18 protein-coding genes and 1 pseudogene are annotated in these 18,602 nt (G+C 72.4%); 16 read left to right on the forward strand and 3 right to left on the reverse strand.

The genetic code is table 11. The annotated features are described in order from the left end of the window. Positions 1–177 precede the first annotated feature (177 nt). From Msi02_RS31480 to Msi02_RS31515, 8 genes are all read left to right on the forward strand, one after another. Positions 178–1,143, forward strand: coding sequence for an acetylxylan esterase (locus Msi02_RS31480; protein ID WP_204051562.1), 966 nt, complete (start codon positions 178–180; stop codon positions 1,141–1,143). Positions 1,144–1,243: 100 nt separating this feature from the next. Next, complete coding sequence (locus tag Msi02_RS31485; RefSeq protein ID WP_030507281.1) at positions 1,244–1,507, forward strand: phosphoribosyl-ATP diphosphatase; 264 nt, start codon at positions 1,244–1,246, stop codon at positions 1,505–1,507. A gap of 60 nt (positions 1,508–1,567) precedes the next feature. Then, positions 1,568–2,413 (forward strand): ATP phosphoribosyltransferase, encoded by an 846-nt coding sequence (hisG, locus tag Msi02_RS31490; protein WP_079318748.1) that lies wholly within the window; start codon positions 1,568–1,570, stop codon positions 2,411–2,413. A gap of 55 nt (positions 2,414–2,468) precedes the next feature. After that, positions 2,469–3,035, forward strand: coding sequence for a hypothetical protein (locus Msi02_RS31495; RefSeq protein ID WP_204051563.1), 567 nt, complete (start codon positions 2,469–2,471; stop codon positions 3,033–3,035). A 121-nt stretch (positions 3,036–3,156) separates the two neighbouring features. After that, positions 3,157–4,041 (forward strand): ABC transporter ATP-binding protein, encoded by an 885-nt coding sequence (locus Msi02_RS31500; RefSeq protein WP_204051564.1) that lies wholly within the window; start codon positions 3,157–3,159, stop codon positions 4,039–4,041. Positions 4,042–4,043: 2 nt separating this feature from the next. After that, a complete protein-coding gene (locus Msi02_RS31505) occupies positions 4,044–4,781 on the forward strand; it encodes an ABC transporter permease (RefSeq protein ID WP_079318754.1) in 738 nt (245 codons plus the stop codon). 83 nt (positions 4,782–4,864) lie between these two features. Continuing rightward, entirely contained in the window at positions 4,865–6,034 is a 1,170-nt protein-coding gene (locus tag Msi02_RS31510) for a sensor histidine kinase (RefSeq protein WP_204051565.1), read from the forward strand. After that, positions 6,031–6,636, forward strand: a complete 606-nt coding sequence (locus tag Msi02_RS31515; RefSeq protein WP_079318769.1) for a response regulator transcription factor — start codon at positions 6,031–6,033, stop codon at positions 6,634–6,636. The genes Msi02_RS31510 and Msi02_RS31515 overlap by 4 nt, the downstream gene beginning before the upstream one ends. A 14-nt stretch (positions 6,637–6,650) precedes the next feature. On the opposite strand, the pseudogene Msi02_RS31520 reads toward Msi02_RS31515, so the two are convergent. Both Msi02_RS31520 and Msi02_RS31525 read right to left on the reverse strand, forming a co-directional pair. Next, positions 6,651–7,199, reverse strand: a pseudogene (locus Msi02_RS31520) (aldo/keto reductase). A 72-nt stretch (positions 7,200–7,271) separates the two neighbouring features. After that, positions 7,272–8,669 carry an EAL domain-containing protein gene (locus Msi02_RS31525; RefSeq protein WP_239108864.1) on the reverse strand — a complete coding sequence of 466 codons (1,398 nt, stop codon included), beginning with the start codon at positions 8,667–8,669 and terminating at the stop codon, positions 7,272–7,274. A 117-nt stretch (positions 8,670–8,786) separates the two neighbouring features. Here Msi02_RS31525 and Msi02_RS31530 point away from each other — a divergent pair, with 117 nt between their 5' ends. The 5 genes from Msi02_RS31530 to Msi02_RS31550 all read left to right on the forward strand — a co-directional run bounded on the left by Msi02_RS31530 (position 8,787) and on the right by Msi02_RS31550 (position 14,770). Next, positions 8,787–9,575, forward strand: a complete 789-nt coding sequence (locus Msi02_RS31530) for an acVLRF1 family peptidyl-tRNA hydrolase (protein ID WP_239108866.1) — start codon at positions 8,787–8,789, stop codon at positions 9,573–9,575. A gap of 148 nt (positions 9,576–9,723) precedes the next feature. Next, complete coding sequence (locus Msi02_RS31535) at positions 9,724–11,322, forward strand: ABC-F family ATP-binding cassette domain-containing protein (protein ID WP_079318791.1); 1,599 nt, start codon at positions 9,724–9,726, stop codon at positions 11,320–11,322. A 115-nt stretch (positions 11,323–11,437) separates the two neighbouring features. Then, the gene (locus Msi02_RS31540) at positions 11,438–11,653 is read left to right on the forward strand and encodes a helix-turn-helix domain-containing protein (protein WP_030507271.1); all 216 of its coding nucleotides are present in this window, start codon (positions 11,438–11,440) and stop codon (positions 11,651–11,653) included. A 201-nt stretch (positions 11,654–11,854) separates the two neighbouring features. Then, positions 11,855–12,709, forward strand: coding sequence for an enoyl-CoA hydratase/isomerase family protein (locus Msi02_RS31545; RefSeq protein WP_204051566.1), 855 nt, complete (start codon positions 11,855–11,857; stop codon positions 12,707–12,709). 174 nt (positions 12,710–12,883) lie between these two features. Then, positions 12,884–14,770 (forward strand): ABC transporter ATP-binding protein, encoded by a 1,887-nt coding sequence (locus Msi02_RS31550; protein ID WP_204051567.1) that lies wholly within the window; start codon positions 12,884–12,886, stop codon positions 14,768–14,770. A gap of 27 nt (positions 14,771–14,797) precedes the next feature. Here the strand turns inward: Msi02_RS31550 and Msi02_RS31555 are convergent, their stop codons facing one another. Beyond that, positions 14,798–15,676, reverse strand: coding sequence for a sulfotransferase family protein (locus Msi02_RS31555; protein WP_204051568.1), 879 nt, complete (start codon positions 15,674–15,676; stop codon positions 14,798–14,800). A 31-nt stretch (positions 15,677–15,707) separates the two neighbouring features. On the opposite strand from Msi02_RS31555, the gene Msi02_RS31560 reads away from it, so the two are divergent. From Msi02_RS31560 to Msi02_RS31570, 3 genes are all read left to right on the forward strand, one after another. Beyond that, the gene (locus Msi02_RS31560; RefSeq protein WP_239108868.1) at positions 15,708–16,670 is read left to right on the forward strand and encodes a S66 peptidase family protein; all 963 of its coding nucleotides are present in this window, start codon (positions 15,708–15,710) and stop codon (positions 16,668–16,670) included. A 43-nt stretch (positions 16,671–16,713) separates the two neighbouring features. Then, positions 16,714–17,619, forward strand: a complete 906-nt coding sequence (locus tag Msi02_RS31565; protein WP_239108870.1) for a hypothetical protein — start codon at positions 16,714–16,716, stop codon at positions 17,617–17,619. 97 nt (positions 17,620–17,716) lie between these two features. Further along, positions 17,717–18,556 carry a GNAT family N-acetyltransferase gene (locus Msi02_RS31570; RefSeq protein ID WP_204051569.1) on the forward strand — a complete coding sequence of 280 codons (840 nt, stop codon included), beginning with the start codon at positions 17,717–17,719 and terminating at the stop codon, positions 18,554–18,556. Positions 18,557–18,602 lie beyond the last annotated feature (46 nt).

Below are 18,602 nucleotides of genomic sequence, written 5' to 3' on the forward strand. Positions count from 1 at the left end.
ATCCCGTCAATCCGGACGTCACGCCGTTCGGTACGTGATTTCGCAGGTCAGCTGGGTTGCCGGTGGCGAGGTGGATTCCGGCGTACGACTCTTAACCGGGTCAGAAGTATGAAACAGGGCACTTGTGTAACCTTGCGGCGTACACGAGCCAGGCCCACCATCCCCACGGGAGCCCCCATGTTCGTCGACATGCCCCTCGACCAGTTGCGCGCGTACGTGCCCGAGCGCCGGGAACCGGCCGATTTCGACGCGTTCTGGGACCGCACGCTGGCCGAGGCCCGCGCGCACGACCTGAACCCCGTCTTCGAGCCGTACGAGGCCGACCTCGCGCTGGTGGACGTGGCCGACGTGACGTTCGCGGGATTCGGCGGGCATCCGATCAAGGGGTGGTTCATCGCGCCGGCGGGCGCGCCGGGACCGTTGCCGTGCGTGGTGGAGTTCATCGGGTACGGCGGCGGGCGCGGCCGGCCGCACGACTGGCTGCTGTGGCCGGCCGCCGGATACGCGACGTTCGTGATGGACACCCGCGGGCAGGGCGGCACCTGGCGCTCGGGGGACACCCCCGACCCGGTGGGCGGCAACGGCGCGCAGATCCCCGGCAAGCTCACCCAGGGCGTGTTCGACCGGGACGACTACTACTACCGGCGGCTCTACACCGACGTCGTGCGCGCGGTCGAGGCGGCCAGGTCGCACCCCCTGGTGGACGCCGGGCGGGTCGTCGTGACCGGCGGCAGCCAGGGCGGCGGCATGGCGCTGGCCGCCGCCGCGCTCGTGCCGGACCTCGCCTACGCGTTCGTCAACGTGCCGTTCATGTGCGACATCCGGCGCGCCGTCGAGATCACCGACGAGGACCCGTACGGCGAGCTGGGCCGGTTCTGCGGGATCCACAGGACCCGGGTGGAGGACATCTTCGCGACCCTCGACTACTTCGACGGACTGCACTTCGCGGCGCGGGCCCGCACGCCCGCCCGGTTCTCCGTCGCCCTGCGCGACGGCGTCACCCCGGCCTCGACGGTCTTCGGTGCCTACAACCACTACGCGGGCCCCAAGGACATCACGGTCTGGCCGTTCAACGGCCACGAGGGCGGGGAGTCGCAGCAGGCGCTCGAGCTGCTCAGGCTGGCCAGGAAGATCCTCGGCTGAATCCGATCTCGCAGGGTGGACGCGGGGCGCGGCGGCCCGCCCCCGCGACTACCCTGGGGCCGATACCCTGAACGCGCAGGCACACGACCCGAGAGAGACCATGAAGACCTTCGAAGAGCTGTACGCCGAGCTGGCAGAGAAGGCGCGCACCCGGCCCGCGGGGTCCGGCACCGTGGCCGCCCTGGACGCCGGCGTCCATGCCATCGGCAAGAAGGTCGTCGAGGAGGCCGCGGAGAGCTGGATGGCGGCCGAGCACGAGTCGGCGGACCGGGCGGCCGAGGAGATCTCGCAGCTGCTCTACCACGTCCAGGTCCTGATGCTGGCGCGCGGGATCGGGCTGGACGAGGTCTACAAGCATCTGTAGCCGCCACGGCGGCCCGGATCGTCCATCGACCTCGTTCTTGCCCGAAAGGATCTCCCACTCATGCTGCGCATCGCCGTACCGAACAAGGGCGCGCTCTCCGAGGCCGCCCAGACCATGCTGAAGGAGGCGGGCTACCGCCAGCGCAGGGATAGCAAGGAGCTCGTGGTCGTCGACTCCGAGAACTCCTGCGAGCTGTTCTTCCTCCGCCCGCGCGACATCGCCGTCTACGTCGGCGAGGGCACCCTCGACGCCGGGATCACCGGCCGCGACATGCTCTTCGACTCCGGCGCCCCCGCCGAGGAGGTCATGCCGCTCGGGTTCGGCCGGTCGACGTTCCGCTTCGCCTCCACGCCGGGCGCCTACTCCGGCGTCTCCGGCCTGTCCGGCCTGCGCATCGCCACCTCGTACGCCGGGCTGCTCGGCAAGTACCTGGCCGACCAGGGCGTGGACGCCCGGGTCATCAAGCTCGACGGCGCGGTCGAGACGGCGATCAGGCTCGGCGTCGCCGACGCGGTCGCCGACGTGGTGGAGACCGGCACGACGCTGCGCAACGTCGGCCTGGAGGTGTTCGGCGAGCCCATCGCGCACTCCGAGGCCGTCTTGATCAAGCGGGCCGGCGCGCCCGAGGCCAACGGGTTCCAGCAGCTCATCCGCCGCCTGCAGGGCGTGATCGTGGCCCGCGACTTCGTCATGATCGACTACGACATCCGGGCCGAGCGCATCGACGAGGCCATCGCCATCACCCCCGGCATGGAGGGGCCGACCGTCTCCCCGCTCCACCGCGAGGGCTGGGTGGCCGTGCGGGCGATGGTCCCGCGCAAGGGCCACCAGCAGGTGATGGACCAGCTCTGGGAGATCGGCGCCAAGGCGATCCTCGTCACCGCCATCTTCGCCTGCCGCCTCTGAACCAGGCTCTCTCGACCCGCTGTCACCGTGGCGCGCCCTGTGTCAAGATCGCGTCATGATGCGATTACAACGTCTGCTGGTGCCGTTGATCTGCGCGCTCACCCTCGCGGCGGGCGCGCCCGCCGTCGCGGCGGAGCACTCGGCGACCAGCGCGGGGACGGCAGAGGTCCCCGCGACGCAACTCGACGCGATCCGCAGGCTCGACTTCATGGTCGGTCGATGGGCCGGTTCGGGATGGGTCGACACCGCCTCCGGCCGGCAGGAGTTCCTCCAGACCGAGAAGGTGGCCTACAAGGCGGGCGGCCAGGTGCTCACGGTGGAGGGCCAGGGACGGGACAAGGCCGATCCGGGCAGGATCGTGGACACCGCGCTCGCGGTCGTCGGCTACAGCGACGAGACCGGGCAGTACCGGTGGGAGGCGTTCTCCCAGGGGCACGTCACCGAGTCCGTGCCCGTGGTCGGCGACCACTTCTTCCAGTGGAGCCTCCACACCGGGGGGCCCACCATCCGGTACACCCTGCGCTTCACCGGCAGAACGTGGCACGAGGTCGGTGAGTACACCCTCGACGGCGGCGTCACCTGGCGGCAGAACTTCCAGATGGACCTGAGACGAGTGGCCTGACGACCCCTGTACCTCCTCCCTCCCCTCTCGTACGGGGGAGGGAGGCGGATGACAAATGTCATCGCGAAGGCCGGAGACGCGGCACTGACGGGCGGACCCGCCCGATCCCTACCGTGAGGGCATGAACGCCATCGCCTTCACCGACGTCACCAAGAGATACGGGGACGTGCTCGCGGTCGACGGCCTCGACCTGGAGGTCCCGGCCGGCGCCACGGTCGCCCTCCTCGGGCCGAACGGGGCCGGGAAGTCCACCTCGATCAACATGCTGCTCGGCCTGCTGCGGCCCAGTTCCGGCGAGATCCGGGTCTTCGGCGAGCCGCCGGAGACGGCGGTCGCCAACGGGGAGATCGGCGCGATGCTCCAGGAGGGCGCGCTGATCCCCGAGCTGACCGTGGCCGAGACCGTGGACTTCGTCCGGCGGCTCTACCCCCGCCCGCTGCCGCTGGAGGAGATCCTCCGGCTCGCCGACCTCACCGAGCTCGCCCGCCGGCGGGCCGACCGGCTGTCCGGCGGGCAGACCCAGCGGGTGCGGTTCGCGCTGGCGATCGCGGGCGGGCCGAGGCTGCTGCTGCTCGACGAGCCGACCGCGGCCATGGACGTCGAGTCCCGCCGTACGTTCTGGGACAACATGCGGGCGTACGCCGCGCGGGGCCGGACGATCCTGTTCGCCACCCACTACCTGGAGGAGGCCGACGAGAACGCCGACCGGGTCGTCGTGATCGCCCGCGGCCGGGTCGTCGCCGACGGCAGCGCCGCCGAGATCAAGGCCGGGGTCGCCGGTCAGGCGGTGAGCTTCCTGCTGGGCGAGCAGCCGGTCGCCGGGCTCGACGCCCTGCCCGGGACGACCGGCGTGGAACTCCAGGGCGGCCGGGTCACGCTGCGCACCACCGACCTCGACGCCACCGTCGCCGCGCTGTATCGCAAGACCACCCTCGACATCCGCGACCTCCAGCTCCACGGGGCCGACCTGGAGGACGCCTTCCTCGCCCTCACCAAGGAGGCCTGACGATGCGGCACTACATCAAGGTCGAACTGCTGCGGATGCTGCGCAACAAGCGCTACGTCATCTTCGTGGTCGCCTTCCCCGTCGGGTTCTACCTCCTCTACTCCAACCTGTGGGGATCGGAGTCCGACCAGGCCACCGGGCTGCGCGGCAGCGTCCTGCTGATGGTCTCGATGGCCGCGTACGGCGCGCTGGCCGCCGCCATGATGTCGACGGCCGTGCCCTGGTCGCAGGAGCGGCACAGCGGCTGGCTGCGGCAGCTCCAGATCACCCCGCTGCCCGGCCGGGCGATCATCTTGACGAAGCTGGTCTCCTCGCTGCTGCTGGTCCTGCCGTCGCTGCTGCTGGTCGGACTGGCCGCGGTGCTGACCCAGCACGTGTCGCTGTCGCCGGTGCGGTGGGTGGAGCTGATCCTGGCGATGTGGGCCGGCACGATCCCCTTCGCGGCGCTCGGCCTGGCGATCGGCTCCCTGCTGCCGCCCGACACCGCGCAGCCCGTCGCCATGATCGGGATGTTCGGGCTGGCCCTGCTCGGCGGGCTCTGGTTCCCCGAGAGCATGATGCCCGCGGCCATGAAGAGCATCGCCCACGTGACCCCGTCGTACGACTACGCGCGCATCGGATGGCGGATCGCGGCGGGCGAGACCCCGCACACGGCCGACGCGGCCGGCATCCTCGTCTGGGGGGTGGCCCTGGTGGCGCTGGCTCTCGTCGCCTACCGTCGTGCCACAGTGCGCGCCTGATCGGACACGTGCCACAGTGCGCGCCTGATCGGACACCGGCGACAGTGTGCGCCTGATATCACCACGTTCGGAGGGACAGCGGGATGAGCCGGCTGGCCAGAGTGTTCACCTTCGGCGGGATGGACGACCGTCCCTCCCGCCTGAGGCGCCTGATGGGCATGTCGCTGGGCCTGATCTACCTCTTCTACCCGGTGTCCGAGGTGGTCGACGGCACGGTGACCGGCGCGCGGGCGGTCTGGTGGATGGCCGCGCTCGCGGTCTTCGTGGCCGTCTACCTGACGGTCGTGCTGGGGCCGCGCGCCCTCGACGACCATCCCCGGTGGACGTTCCCCCTGCTCGGCGTCGCGACGGTGATGGGGGCCGTCTTCCCGCTGTTGTTCCGGAGCCCTTCCTGGCTGACCCTGCCGGTCTATCTGGTGGTCGCCTACGCCATGGGACTGCCGCCCCGCCGCGCCCTGCTGGGGGTCGCGGCCATGGCCGCGCTCGTCGTCGCCGAGGGCAAGGTCATGGGCGCCGACGACGGCACGGTGTGGGCGCTCGTGCTGCAGGTCGTCACGCTCGGCGTGCTGTTCATGAGCGTCCGCAACACCCGCGTCCTCGTCGTCCAGCTCAGGCAGGCGCAGAGCGAGGTCGCCAGGCTGGCCGCCACAGAGGAGCGGCTGCGGATCGCCCGCGACCTGCACGACCTGCTGGGGCACAGCCTCTCGCTCATCGTGCTGAAGAGCGAGCTGGCCCGCCGCCTGGGCGAGCAGGGCTCGCCGAAGGCCGCAGGCGAGGTGGCCGACATCGAGTCGGTGGCGCGGCAGGCGCTGGCCCAGGTGCGCGAAGCCGTCAGCGGATACCGCCGGCGCCGCCTGTCAGAGGAGATCGACGGCGCCAGGTCGGCGCTGGGCGCCGCCGGCGTCGCCCTCACCGTGCGCACCCGCGGCACCCCGCTGCCCGAGGACCTCGACGGCCTGTTCGCCTGGGCCGTACGCGAGGCCACCACCAACGTCGTACGGCACTCCGGCGCCACCCGCTGCGAGATCGACGTGTCGTACGGCGAGGAGGGCGCGGTGCTGGAGATCGGCGACAACGGCCGCGGCGGTGCGTACGAGCCGGGCAACGGCCTCGCCGGGCTCGGCGAGCGGGTGCGCGCGGCGGGCGGGAACCTGGAGGTCGCGGCTGGCGAGCGGGGGTTCCGGGTGCGGATCGCGGTTGCGCCGCCCCCAAACCGTACGGCGGAGATGATCGCGGATAGGTTGGGCAAGTGATCAGGGTCGTGCTTGCGGAGGACCAGAGCATGGTGCGGGGAGCGCTCGCCTCCCTGCTCGGCCTGGAGCCCGACATCGAGGTGGTCGGAGAGGCGGCGAACGGCGACGAGGTGATCACCGTCGCCGAGGCGACCAGGCCGGACATCGCGCTGCTCGACATCGAGATGCCCGGCAGGGACGGGATCGCCGCCGCCGAGGAGCTGCGCCGCCGGGTCCCCGGGTGCCGGGTGGTGATCCTCACGACCTTCGGCAGGCCCGGCTACCTGCGCCGCGCGATGGAGGCCGGGGCGGTGGCCTTCCTGGTGAAGGACAGCCCCGCGAGCGAACTGGCCGCCGCGATCAGGCGGGTGCTGCGGGGCGAGCGCGTGATCGACCCGGGGCTGGCCGCCGCCGCGCTCAGCGCCGGCCCGAACCCCCTGTCGCCGCGCGAGCGCGACGTGCTGTCCGCCGCCGCGGACGGCTCGACGATCAACGACATCGCGCTGCGGCTGCACCTGTCGGAGGGCACGGTGCGCAACTACCTGTCGGCGGCCATCCAGAAGACCGGCGCGCGCAACCGCATCGAGGCCGTCCAGAAGGCCCAGGCGCAGGGCTGGCTCTAGCGGGGCAGGCGCGGTCACCAGGCGTACGCCTCGGGCGCGGGCCTGGCTCCGTTGGGCCCGGGGGACGGGAAGAGCTCGTCCAGCTTGGCGAGCGTGCCGTCGTCGAGCGTGATCCTCAGTGCGCGCAGCGAGCCGTCGAGCTGCTCGACCGTCCGCGGCCCGACGATCGGCCCGGTCACGCCGTCCTGCGCGAGCAGCCATGCCAGTCCGACGTGGGCCGGGTCCTCGCCGATGTCGGCGCACAACTTCTCGTACGCCTCGACGGAGTCCCGGTGCTCGGCCAGCGCGGCGGCCCAGAGCCCTGAGCCGCTGCGGCCGGCGACCCCTTCACGCTACTTGCGCAGGACGCCGCTGAGCACTCCGCCGTGCAGCGGCGACCATGGGATCACCCCCAGCCCGTAGTGCCGCGCGGCGGGCAGCACCTCCAGCTCGGCCCAGCGCGACATCAGGTTGTAGATGGACTGTTCGCTGACGAGCCCGAGGAAGTGCCGGGACCGCGCGGCCTCCTGCGCCTGAGCGATGTGCCACCCGGCGAAGTTGGACGAGCCGAAAGTTCGCGGCAAGCGGCGACGCGGCCGTACGCATCGCCCGTGAAGAAGGCGGGACGCGCTCCCGGCCGTGGTCCCGCGGCGGGCTCAGCGGGAGGGCTGCGACTGGAGGTCGGCGGCGTGCCGCAGCAGGTCGCCGACCCGGACCACGCCCATGCACCTGCCGACCTCGTCGACCACCACGAGGTCGTCGTACACGCGGGCGTTGTCCCGCCCCGCCACCTGCATGGCCGCGATCACGGGAGTCGTCTTCGCCACGATCTTCGCGGGGTCCGCCAGGCGGCCGGCCGGCTTCTTCGCGTGCAGCGCGTGGCCGTACGCCCCGGCCATGAAGAGCAGGAACCGGCTGCGGTCGATGCTGCCCTGCGGACGCTGGTACTCGTCCACGAGGATCACGCTCGTGATCGAGGGCTCGGCGCTCAGCACGGCGACCACCTCCTCGGCCGTCGACCCGGCGGGCAGCGTCACCGCGGGAAGCAGGAACTCCTGCACCCGGGGGCCCAGCGCCGCGTTGACGGCGGCCGCCTCCGGCACCGGCAGCGGCACGTGGACGCGGTTGTACCCGTGGGAGGGCCGCCAGTCGGACGGTGCGAGCAGGGGACCCTGCGCGAGCCGGATGCCCCAGCCGCGTACGGCCGCCAGTTGTGCCTCGTCCCGCACGCCCGGGGCGAGCACGTGCGCGCCGATGCCGCGCGCCAGGCGGACCAGCGACTCCGCGAGCGCGCCGCGCCGGGGATCGCGCGGCCCCCGCGCCACCAGTTCGGCGGACAGCGCGATCACGTACGGCGAGGCGTCGGCGAGCAGGTCGAGCGGCAGCGCGGCGGTGCCGATGCCGCCGAACGCGATGAGGTAGCCCACCGCGCGCAGCCCGTCGATCCCGGACAGCAGGGCCGTACGCTCCACGGGCGCGTGATCGCCCTCGATCACGAGGATGACCTCGCGCGGGCGCCGGTTGCACATGCGCATCGCCTCGTGCAGCGGCGCGAGGCCGGCCGAGCCCCCGGCCACGGCGGCGGCGGAGATCGGCAGGACCAGCGGCAGCAGGGCCTCCTCGCGGGCGGCGGCCAGCACGCCGTTCACCGTGCCCGCCACGCCCGGGGCGCCGGAGGAGGCGCCCTCGGCGATCACCTCGATGGCCACGGCGCCGCCGGTGTCGAGGTCGACCACCGGGAGGAAGAGCGGTGCGGCCGGGCCGGGGAAGCCGGGCACGGGAGCCGCGGGCGCGTACGCGCGCGGGTCGTACGGCTGGGCGGCGGCCGCCGGGGTGTACCTCCGCACCATGGTGGCCGGGGCGTGTTCCGGCACGACGTCGGCCGGGCCGTGTTCCCACACGCCGTTCGCCGGGCCGTGCTCCCGCACGGTGTCCGCCGGGCCGTGTTCCCGCGCGCTGGCCGGGGGGAACGGGGTCGCCGGGGCCGGGCCGGGCGCCGGGACGCTCTGAGGGGTCGCGGCGAGCGGCGCCGCCGAGGGGGAGGGGAGCGACACGATTGAATTGTGGGACGCCGGGCCCCCGACGTTGACGTCCGCAGGAGGAAATTCACCTATATTTCCCCGTCAGTTGGACGGAATCCGACAGACGGTGCACGAGTAGGCTGATCAGCCATGACGGCACGGTCCGCCGTGGGAGGCGGCAGATGGATCTCGGTCGCCCCCGAGCGGCTGGCCGGATGGATCACGCGCTTCGCCGAGCGGCACGGCGCGGTCGAGGCCGTCGTCCTGACGGACCTGGTCCGTCTCGACGCCGCCGACGGCGCGGTCGCCGAGTGCCACGTGCCGTTCCCGCCGCTGCGCTCCTCGCCGGCGCCGTTGCCGCCGAGCTCGTCGTCCCCGTCGGCGGAGCCCGCCCGCGTGGCGCCGCAGCCGGCGGCGCCTTGCGACGGCGCGCGCGATGACGGGGGCGAGAGCGTCGGCGGGAGCGAGGGCGAGTTCCGTCTTCCTCCGCCCGCGGCGGCGTTGGTGGCGCACGTGTGCCGCGAACGGACCGTCGGCGTGCTGCTGGCCCGGCTCGGCGGGCACGCCGCCGGCGTCTTCACCGGTTCCCGCCTCGTCACCGGCAAGGTCGGCTCGCGCCAGGTCCACGGGCGCAGCGCGGCGGGCGGGTGGTCGCAGCAGCGCTTCGCCCGGCGCAGGGACAAACAGTCGGCCGAGGCGCTGCGGGCCGCCGCCGACGTGGCCGCCCGGGTGCTCCTGCCGAGGCTCGCGGACCTGGAGGCCGTCGTGCTCGGCGGGGACCGGCGCTCGATCGACGAGATCAGGGCCGACCGGCGCCTCGCACCGCTGTTCGCCCTGGAGACCGGTCCCTTCCTCACTGTCCCCGACCCCCGGCTGACGGTCCTGGAGGGCACCCCCGCACTGTTCCGCGCCGTACGGATCCGCCTGCTCGACCCCTGACCGGCCCCGCGGCGGCGGGGCGCGGGCGGGGTTTCGCCGCAGGCGGCGATGGACGCGGCGGCACTACACTTGAGCCCATGCGCACTCCCGATTGATCGCTCCCGGTGCCGATCCCGACCTCATCACCTACGGGAGTGTCCCCTTCATCATGATCATTGCTTCTGACATCGAACTTCGCGCCGGCTCGCGCCTGCTCATCGAGGGCGCCTCGTTCCGGGTGAACCCGGGCGACAAGATCGGTCTGGTCGGCCGCAACGGGGCCGGCAAGACCACCCTCACCAAGGTGCTGGCGGGAGAGGGCCTGCCCGCCGCGGGCACGGTCACGATCTCCGGCAGCGTCGGCTACCTGCCGCAGGACCCCCGCACCGGCGACCTGAGCGTGCTGGCGCGCGACCGGATCCTGTCGGCCCGCGGCCTCGACGACGTGCTCCGCGAACTACGCGAGGCCGAGGCCGGCATGGCGGCCGACGACCAGCGCGTGCGCGACCGGGCGGTGCGCGCGTACGGCCGCCTCGAGGACCGCCTGCACGTCCTCGGCGGCTACGCCGCCGAGTCGGAGGCGGCCTCGATCGCCTCCAGCCTCGGGCTGCCCGACCGGGTCCTCGGCCAGCCGCTGGAGACCCTGTCCGGCGGCCAGCGACGGCGAGTGGAACTGGCCCGCATCCTGTTCTCCGGAGCGGAGACTCTCCTGCTTGACGAGCCGACAAACCACCTCGATGCGGACTCGATCGGCTGGCTTCGTGATTTTTTGCGCTCGCACCAGGGCGGCTTGGTGATCATCAGCCATGACGTAAACCTTCTTGATGCGACGGTAAACCGGGTGCTCCATCTCGACGCCAACCGCTGCGTCATCGACACCTACAACGTCGGCTGGAAGGCCTACCTCGCCCAGCGGGAGACCGACGAGAAGCGGCGCAAGCGGGAGCGGGCCAACGCCGAGCGGCAGGCGTCCGCCCTGCTGTCCCAGGCCGACCGCATGCGGGCGAAGGCCACCAAGGCCAAGGCGGCCCAGGACATGGAGCGGCGCGCGCGGCGGCTGCTGTCCGGCGTCGAGGGCGAGCGGCGCTCCGACCGCGTGGCCAAGCTGCGCTTCCCCGACCCCGCGCCCTGCGGGAAGACCCCGCTGACGGCCCGCGGCCTGTCCAAGTCGTACGGCTCGCTGGAGGTGTTCACCGACGTCGACGCCGCGGTCGACCGGGGCTCGCGCATCGTCATCCTGGGCCTGAACGGCGCGGGCAAGACCACCCTCCTGCGCCTGCTCGGCGGCATCGAGAAGCCCGACACCGGCGAGGTCGTGCCCGGTCACGGGCTCAAGCTCGGCTACTACGCGCAGGAGCACGAGACGCTCGACCCCGAGCGCACGGTCCTGGAGAACATGCGGTCGGCCGGGCCCGACCTGGCCGACGTCGACCTGCGCAAGGTGCTGGGGTCGTTCCTGTTCACCGGCGACGACGTGGACAAGCCCGCCGGGGTCCTGTCCGGCGGCGAGAAGACCCGTCTCGCCCTCGCGACGCTGGTGCTGTCGAGCGCCAACGTGCTGCTGCTCGACGAGCCCACCAACAACCTCGATCCGGCCTCCCGCGATCAGGTGCTGGCGGCCCTCGGCTCCTACACGGGCGCGATTGTGCTGGTCACGCACGACGAGGGGGCCGTGGAGGCGCTGAAGCCGGATAGGGTGATTCTGTTGCCAGACGGAGTAGAAGACGCATGGAGCGACGAATTTTCCGATCTTGTGGCGCTTGCCTGATCTTAATTTGAGCGGGTAGGGATCTTTTCCCGCGGAGTAGGTAGCCGATCCCGTCGAAATGACTGATCATGGGCTGAAGTAACGCTGCGGAAGTCTGGCACTACAGGAGGTACTCGTGGCCGAGACTCTGAAGAAGGGCACCCGGGTGACCGGGGCCGACCGGGAAAAGCTGGCCGCTGATCTCAAGAAGCGCTATTCCGCGGGTGAGAGCATCCGCGCTCTGGCTGCTTCCACCGGCCGGTCGTACGGGTTCATCCACCGCATCCTGAGCGAGTCCGGGGTGACTCTGCGCGGGCGCGGCGGCGCGACCCGGGGCAAGTCCAAGCGCTAGAGATCCACCTCAAGACGCGCGACCGCAGCCGCTCGTTCCTGCAGGAGGAGCGGTCGCGTCCGACTCGCCAGAACGATATTCGGTAAGCTCGGGCGCGACCGCGGGATGAAACAGGAGGGCGGACGCCCGGCACGGACGGTGCGCCGCACCGGACCGGCCGTGCGAGGCGACGTCGCTCCGCACCGGACGCAGGAGCAGGGCATGGCGGAAGCGGCAATGGGGGGGAATCTGGAGCACGCCCGTGAAACGGGCGACGGCTCCGATGTGTCGACGATCTCGGCGGCCGCGCCGGCCGAGGTCGGACTGCGCTTCGAGGTGGACGGCGAGATCGCGACCGTCACTTTGGACCGGCCGGACAAGCGCAACGCTCAGACGTTCGCGACATGGTCGGCCCTGGCCCGGATCGGGGAAACCCTTCCGGAGCAGGTGAGAGTGGTCGTGGTCAGAGGCGAGGGGCCGTCCTTCTCAGCCGGGATCGACCTGCGTATGTTCACACCTGAGGGGGTGCCCGGGCAGGGGTCGTTCGCGAGCGCCGCGGCGCTCGGCGACACCGAGTTCGAGCAGCGCATCGCCGAGGCCCAGAAGGGCTTCCTGTGGCTGCGCAGACCGGAGATCGTGTCGATCGCGGCCGTGCAGGGCCACGCGATCGGGGCGGGCTTCCAGCTCGCACTCGCGTGCGACCTGCGTGTCGTCGCCGACGACGTGAAGTTCTGCATGAAGGAGCCCGCGCTGGGGCTGGTTCCCGACCTGACCGGGACCAAGCCCCTGGCCGACATCGTGGGGGTTCCCCGGGCCATCGAGATGTGCCTGACCGCGCGTACCGTAGGGGCCGCCGAAGCCGTACGGCTCGGCCTGGCCGAGATCGCGGTGCCCGCGTCCGAGCTGGCCCAGGCCGTACAGGACCTGGCCGCCGCGCTCCTGGCGACCGACCGCGCCGCCGCGGCCGCCACCAAGAGGCTGCTGCAGGCCGCGCCGGGACGCACGCTGGAGGAGCAGGCCGCCGCCGAGCGGGCCGAGCAGGTGACGCGCATCCGGGCACTGTTCGCGTCGAACTGAAGGGCACTGTTCGCGTCGAACTGAAGGGCACTGTTCGGGTCGAGCTGAAGGGCGCTGTTCGGGTCGAACTAAGGTCGGTGTCCGGGTCGAACTGATACGTGCTGTTCGCTTCGAGCTGACGGGGGAATCGGGGGAGTCCTCCCACCGCTGCACGGCTGGGAGGATGTACGGCATATGTCGATGATGAACGGGGGCTACGGTCTCCAGGTGATGCGGTCCTTACGGCGTGACAGCTCCGTGACGAAGGAGCGGCTCGCACCGGGGACCGTCCGGCGCATCGCCGGCTACGCCCGGCCGTTCCGCGCCCAGATCGCGGGGTTCCTCGCGCTGGTCGTGGTCGACGCGGTCATCGTGGTCGCCAACCCGCTGCTGATGAAGGCGATCATCGATTACGGCATCGCCCCCAAGCGGGTCGACGTGGTGGTGTGGCTCGCCGTGGCGATCGGGGCGCTCGCGGTGCTGGACGCCGGGCTCGGCCTGCTGCAGCGGTGGTACTCCGCGCGCATCGGCGAGGGCCTGATCTACAACCTGCGCACCGAGGTCTTCGACCACGTGCAGCGCATGCCGGTCGCCTTCTTCATGCGCGCCCAGACCGGCGCACTGGTCTCCCGGCTGAACAGCGACGTCATCGGGGCGCAGCGGGCCCTCACCAGCACCCTGTCGTCGGTGGTGTCCAACGTCATCAGCCTGGTCATGGTGCTCGGCACCATGCTCGTGCTGTCGTGGCAGGTCACGCTGGTCGCGCTGGTGCTGCTGCCGATCTTCATCTTCCCGGCCAAGTGGGTCGGCCGCCGGATGTCCGCGCTGACCCGCGAGCAGATGCAGCTCGACGCCGAGATGAGCTCGGTGATGACCGAGCGGTTCAACGTGGCCGGGGCCATGGTCGCCAAGCTGTACGGCAGGCCGGACGACGAGGCGGCCCACTTCGCGGAGCGCGCGGGCCGGGTCCGCGACGTTGGCGTGATCGTCGCCATGTACGGCGCGGTGTTCCGCATCGCGCTGGGCCTGGTCGCCGCGCTGGCCACCGCGCTCGTCTACGGACTCGGCGGCGCGCTCGCGATCTCCGGAGCCTTCGCGCTCGGCACCCTCGTCGCCCAGTCGTCCCTGCTCATGCGCCTGTACGGCCCGCTGACCAGCCTGTCGAACGTCCACGTGGACGTGATGACCGCGCTGGTGAGCTTCGACCGGGTCTTCGAGGTGCTCGACCTCAAGCCGATGGTCGCCGAGAAGCCGGACGCGCGGCCGATCCCCGATGGGCCGGTCACGATCGAGTTCGACGACGTCCGCTTCCGTTATCCGGCCGCATCCGAGGTGTCGCTGGCCTCGCTCGAGTCGGTGGCCCGCCCGGACACCGGGCCCTCGCAGGAGGTGCTCAAGGGCGTGTCGTTCACCGCGCACCCGGGCGAGCTGGTGGCGCTCGTCGGCCACTCGGGCGCGGGCAAGACGACCATCACCCAACTGGTGTCGCGGCTGTACGACGTGGACGAGGGAACCGTGCGGATCAACGGCGTGGACGTCCGCGACGCCACCCTCGACGGCATCAGGGACACGGTGGGCGTGGTCATGCAGGACGCCCACCTGTTCCACGACACGATCGGCAACAACCTCCGCTACGCCCGTCCGGAGGCGACCGACGAGGAGGTCTGGGAGGCCCTGCGCGCGGCCCAGATCGCCGACCTGGTGAAGAACCTGCCCGAGGAGCTGGAGACGGTCGTCGGCGACCGCGGCTACCGGCTGTCGGGAGGGGAGAAGCAGCGCATCGCCCTGGCCCGGCTCCTGCTGAAGGCGCCGCGGGTGGTGGTGCTCGACGAGGCCACCGCCCACCTGGACTCGGAGTCCGAGGCCGCGGTGCAGCAGGCGCTGAAGACCGCCCTGCGGGGCAGGACGTCGCTGGTGATCGCCCACCGGCTGTCGACGATCCGCGAGGCCGACACGATCCTGGTGGTCGAGGACGGCCAGGTCGTCGAGCGCGGCCGGCACGAGGAGCTGCTGGAGCGAGGCGGCGCGTACGCCGAGCTGTATCGCACCCAGTTCACCGGCCCGGGCCAGGACGGCTCCTGAAGGGACGGGACCGCCCGGGATGACGGTTCAGCGGTAGCCGAGGCGGGTGAGCTCCTCCCTGGCCACCTTCTCGACCAGTTCGGCGTCCTCGGCCGACAGCCGCCTGCGCCAGCTTCCCGGCCGGGGGATCGTCGCGCCGTACAGCGCGATCGTGGAGACCTTGGCCTCCAGGAAGGACGACACCGCGTCCATGGCCTCTCCCGGCGAGGCCACCATGTCCTCGTACCGCAGGGTGAGCAGGTGCTCGCCGGGCAGTTCGCGCCGCAGGGCGGCGCTCAGCCGTACGGCGCCGCGCCAGCGCAGGGCGCACTTGCCCGCGGGCGGCATCCCGGCCCAGCGCTCGCGATGCTCGGCGGAGCGCACGCCGAGGAACGGGTTGGGAAACTCGGCGTCCTCGCTCAGCATGTGGGGCTTGACCCAGGTCATGCAGGCGGGGTCGGCGAGCATGTCGGCGACCACGTCACGGCCGTCGCGGATGATCTGGATGAGCCGGGCGTCGGGGAACGCCCGCAGCAGCACCGGCGCACTGTAGAGCAGGTCGGGGCTGGCGTCGCCGAACCGGGACAGCGTGCCCGGCCCGACGCAGGGCCCCGCGCCGACGATGCCGCCCGCCTCCCTGCAGGCGGCCGTGCACTCCGCGCACGCCGCCGGGACCACCTGCCACGCCTCCGCCAGCACGTCGCGCAGCACCTGCGGGGCGCCGCCGCTGCGGGCGATCGACGGCCTCCTGGCGAAGGCGTAGACGACCCGGGCCACCGGGCCCCTGCCCATGGTCACGTGGAAGCCGGGCGAGCGCTTGAGGGCACGGCCCAGCAGGTCCGCGCCGGAGTGCGGCGCCGCGACAACGAACACCGGACGGCGGACCTTGACACCGTTGACCACGAGGATGTGCGTCGGAGGTCGCATAGATACCGCTAAGTCTGACACCCTTTGAAGGGTGAGCGAGCGCTTCCCCGGCGGGGCGGGCGGTGACGCCTCGGTAACGGTCCCGAGCCTGCCCCGGCGGCTGCGGCCCGGCGACACCGTCGCGCTGGTCGCGCCGGCCGGCCCCGTCGATCCCGTACGGCTCGAGCGCGGCACCGAGGTCCTGACCGGGCTCGGGCTGCGGGTCGTGCACGGGGCGTCGATCCTCGCGCGGGAGGGCTACCTGGCCGGGCCGGACGCCGCACGGGCGGCCGACCTCCAGGACGCGTGGTGCGATCCCGGGGTGGCGGCGGTCGTCTGCGCCAGGGGCGGCTACGGCACCACCCGGCTGCTCGGGCTGCTCGACTGGGACGCCATGGCGGCGGCCGGTCCGAAGATCCTGCTCGGGTCGAGCGACATCACCGCGCTGCACCGGGCCTTCGCCGACCGGCTGGGCCTGGCGACGCTGTTCGGGCCGATGCCGGCCTGCGCGACGATCAGCGACCCGGAGGGGCCCGAGCCGGTCACCTTCGCTCACCTGAAGGAGGCCCTGTTCGAGGGCGGCACGCCCGCCCCGATCACGGGCGACCGGGTGATCGTCCCGGGCCGGGCCGAGGGCCGGCTCACCGGGGGCAACCTCGCCCTGCTCGCCGCCCTGTGCGGCACGCCGTACGCGCTGCGCGCGCGGGACCGTATCGTGCTGCTGGAGGACGTCACCGAGGAGCCGTACCGGATCGACCGCATGGTGACGCAACTGCTGCAGGCCGGGTGTCTCGACGGAGTGGCGGGCATCGTGCTGGGATCGTGGGTGGACTGCGGCGAGCCCTTGCCCATGCTGGCCGAACTCCTGGCTCCGCTGGGCGTGCCGACCGTCGCGGGCCTGCCCGTGGGCCATGGCGCACCACAGTTGCCGATGTGGTTGGAGACGAATGTGACTATTGTGACCGAATCGTGCTCTGTCGCGGGCACCTTCCGCGACTCTGACGCGGCAACCTGAGACGCGCCCGGATGTGCCCGGGCCGTGGCGAAGGGATGGTGCGTTGGGACTCTTGCGGCGACTGCTCAGCCGGACGCGGCCGGACCATCCCGCCCCGAGAGCCGTCGAGGACGTCGATCTCGACTCCCTGCTGGCCCTGGTCGCCGAGACCATGGGCTATACCTGCGCGTTCGCGGCCGACGGCACGTCGCTGACGCTGACCTCGCCCGAGCGCGAGCGGGTGGTGAACCTCGTCGGCCTGCGCCGGGAGGCCGCGCGCCGCGCCCGCGAGGACTGGCCGATGCTCGTCTCCGAGCACCTGGCCCACGCCGTGTCGGGCGAGCCGTTCGACGCCTGCAACCTCACGCCGATCAAGCCGCTGCTGCGCACCCGGGTGCACGCCGCCGACGACCCCGCCTTCCCCGACCCCTCCCGCATCATCGGCCGCCACCTCAGCGCCGACCTGATCGAGGTGCTGACCATCGGCGCCCGTCCGGTGCGGCCGGAGGAGGCGTTCTGCTGGCCGATCCCGCCGGCCGAGGCGCTCGACGTGGCCATCGGCAACGCCCTGACCGACGAGCGGCCCACCGTGTCGCGGCTCGACCTCGCCGGGACCGAGGTGTCGCTGCTGACCGCGCCCAGCGCGGCGGCCCACCTGCGCCGCCTGACGGCGTACATGGACGTGCCCGAGGACGGCATGCTCGCCGTGCTGCCGCACCGGGGCATGGTCGCGGTGCACCCGGTGGCCGGCATCGGCGTGGTCCGGGCGATCGAGCGCCTGCGCATCTTCGCCCACCGGGAGCATGCCGGCCGGCCCGACGGGCTGAGCCCCCACGTGTACTGGTGGCGCCGGGGCAAGCTGACCCGCATCCAGGCCGACCTCATCAGCCACGACGGGCAGACCAGGCTGGTCGTCGCGCCGCCGCCGGAGTTCGCCCGGCTCCTCGCCCGCATCGCCGGCCAGCAGTAGCCCGACCCGGAAATCGGGTGCGGGGGGACGCCGGCAGGGGTGAGACTGGCCGGCGTGACGAGCGCGCGCTTCGACCGCAGGCCGTACGCCGGGGTGGATGACCTGCGGGCGATGCAGGATCTCGCCGCCCGGTTGTGGTCGCCCGGGGGCGACCTGGCACGTCGGCGACCTGGCGTGGGAACGCTTTCAGCACACGGGCAGGGAGCACGAGTGGCCGACCATGCTCTGGGCCGCCGGTGACGCGACCGCGGCCTGGGGGTGGGCCGATTCCGGCCACCTCGGTCTGGCGGCCGATCCGCGGCACCCCGCACTGGCCGGCGAGGTCCTGGACTGGTTCGCGGCGACAGCACCCGGACCGGCCCGGACGGTCACGGTCTCCAGCACCGAGACGCACCTGTTCCCGGCGCTCGACCGGCACGGCTACCGCCGTACGGCCGAGGGACCCTTCTTCCTGCACATGGTCATGGACCTGGACGACGGCCTGTCCGAGCCGAGCCCGCCCGCCGGATACCGCCTGCGCGCGGTGGGCGACGCCGACGTCCCCCAGCGCGTCGCCGCGCACCGGGCGGCGTTCCATCCGTCGAGGGTGACCGAGGAGAGCTACCGCGCGGTCCGGCGGGCCTGGCCGTACCGGCCGGACCTGGACTGGATCGCCGAGGCGCCGGACGGGAGCGCCGCGGCGTTCTGCCTGGTCTGGCTGGACGAGGCCAACCTGGCCGCCCGGATCGAACCGGCCGGCACCGCGCCGGGCCACCGCCGGCGCGGCCTCGCGCGGGCCGTCTGCCTGGCCGCGCTGGACGCGGCGCGGCGGGCGGGCGCACGGCGGGCCGTGGTGAGCCCGCGCGGCGACGACGCCTATCCGGTGCCCGCCCGGCTGTACCGGTCGCTCGGGTTCCGCGAGTGCGCCAGGAGCCTCGGCTACCGCCGCTCGGCGTGACGGGCCAGCGCCTGCGCCGTGCGGATCAGGTGGATGTGGGTGAACG

This window comes from Microbispora siamensis, assembly GCF_016863095.1.
In the GTDB taxonomy this organism is placed as follows: domain Bacteria; phylum Actinomycetota; class Actinomycetes; order Streptosporangiales; family Streptosporangiaceae; genus Microbispora; species Microbispora siamensis.

Coding starts and splice junctions, on each gene's coding strand:
- Msi02_RS31480 (WP_204051562.1), top strand. CDS start 178: ATGTTCGTCGACATGCCCCTCGACCAGTTGCGCGCGTACGTGCCCGAG.
- Msi02_RS31485 (WP_030507281.1), top strand. CDS start 1,244: ATGAAGACCTTCGAAGAGCTGTACGCCGAGCTGGCAGAGAAGGCGCGC.
- hisG (WP_079318748.1), top strand. CDS start 1,568: ATGCTGCGCATCGCCGTACCGAACAAGGGCGCGCTCTCCGAGGCCGCC.
- Msi02_RS31495 (WP_204051563.1), top strand. CDS start 2,469: ATGATGCGATTACAACGTCTGCTGGTGCCGTTGATCTGCGCGCTCACC.
- Msi02_RS31500 (WP_204051564.1), top strand. CDS start 3,157: ATGAACGCCATCGCCTTCACCGACGTCACCAAGAGATACGGGGACGTG.
- Msi02_RS31505 (WP_079318754.1), top strand. CDS start 4,044: ATGCGGCACTACATCAAGGTCGAACTGCTGCGGATGCTGCGCAACAAG.
- Msi02_RS31510 (WP_204051565.1), top strand. CDS start 4,865: ATGAGCCGGCTGGCCAGAGTGTTCACCTTCGGCGGGATGGACGACCGT.
- Msi02_RS31530 (WP_239108866.1), top strand. CDS start 8,787: ATGACGGCACGGTCCGCCGTGGGAGGCGGCAGATGGATCTCGGTCGCC.
- Msi02_RS31535 (WP_079318791.1), top strand. CDS start 9,724: ATGATCATTGCTTCTGACATCGAACTTCGCGCCGGCTCGCGCCTGCTC.
- Msi02_RS31545 (WP_204051566.1), top strand. CDS start 11,855: ATGGCGGAAGCGGCAATGGGGGGGAATCTGGAGCACGCCCGTGAAACG.
- Msi02_RS31550 (WP_204051567.1), top strand. CDS start 12,884: ATGTCGATGATGAACGGGGGCTACGGTCTCCAGGTGATGCGGTCCTTA.
- Msi02_RS31555 (WP_204051568.1), bottom strand. CDS start 15,676: ATGCGACCTCCGACGCACATCCTCGTGGTCAACGGTGTCAAGGTCCGC.
- Msi02_RS31570 (WP_204051569.1), top strand. CDS start 17,717: ATGACCTGCGGGCGATGCAGGATCTCGCCGCCCGGTTGTGGTCGCCCG.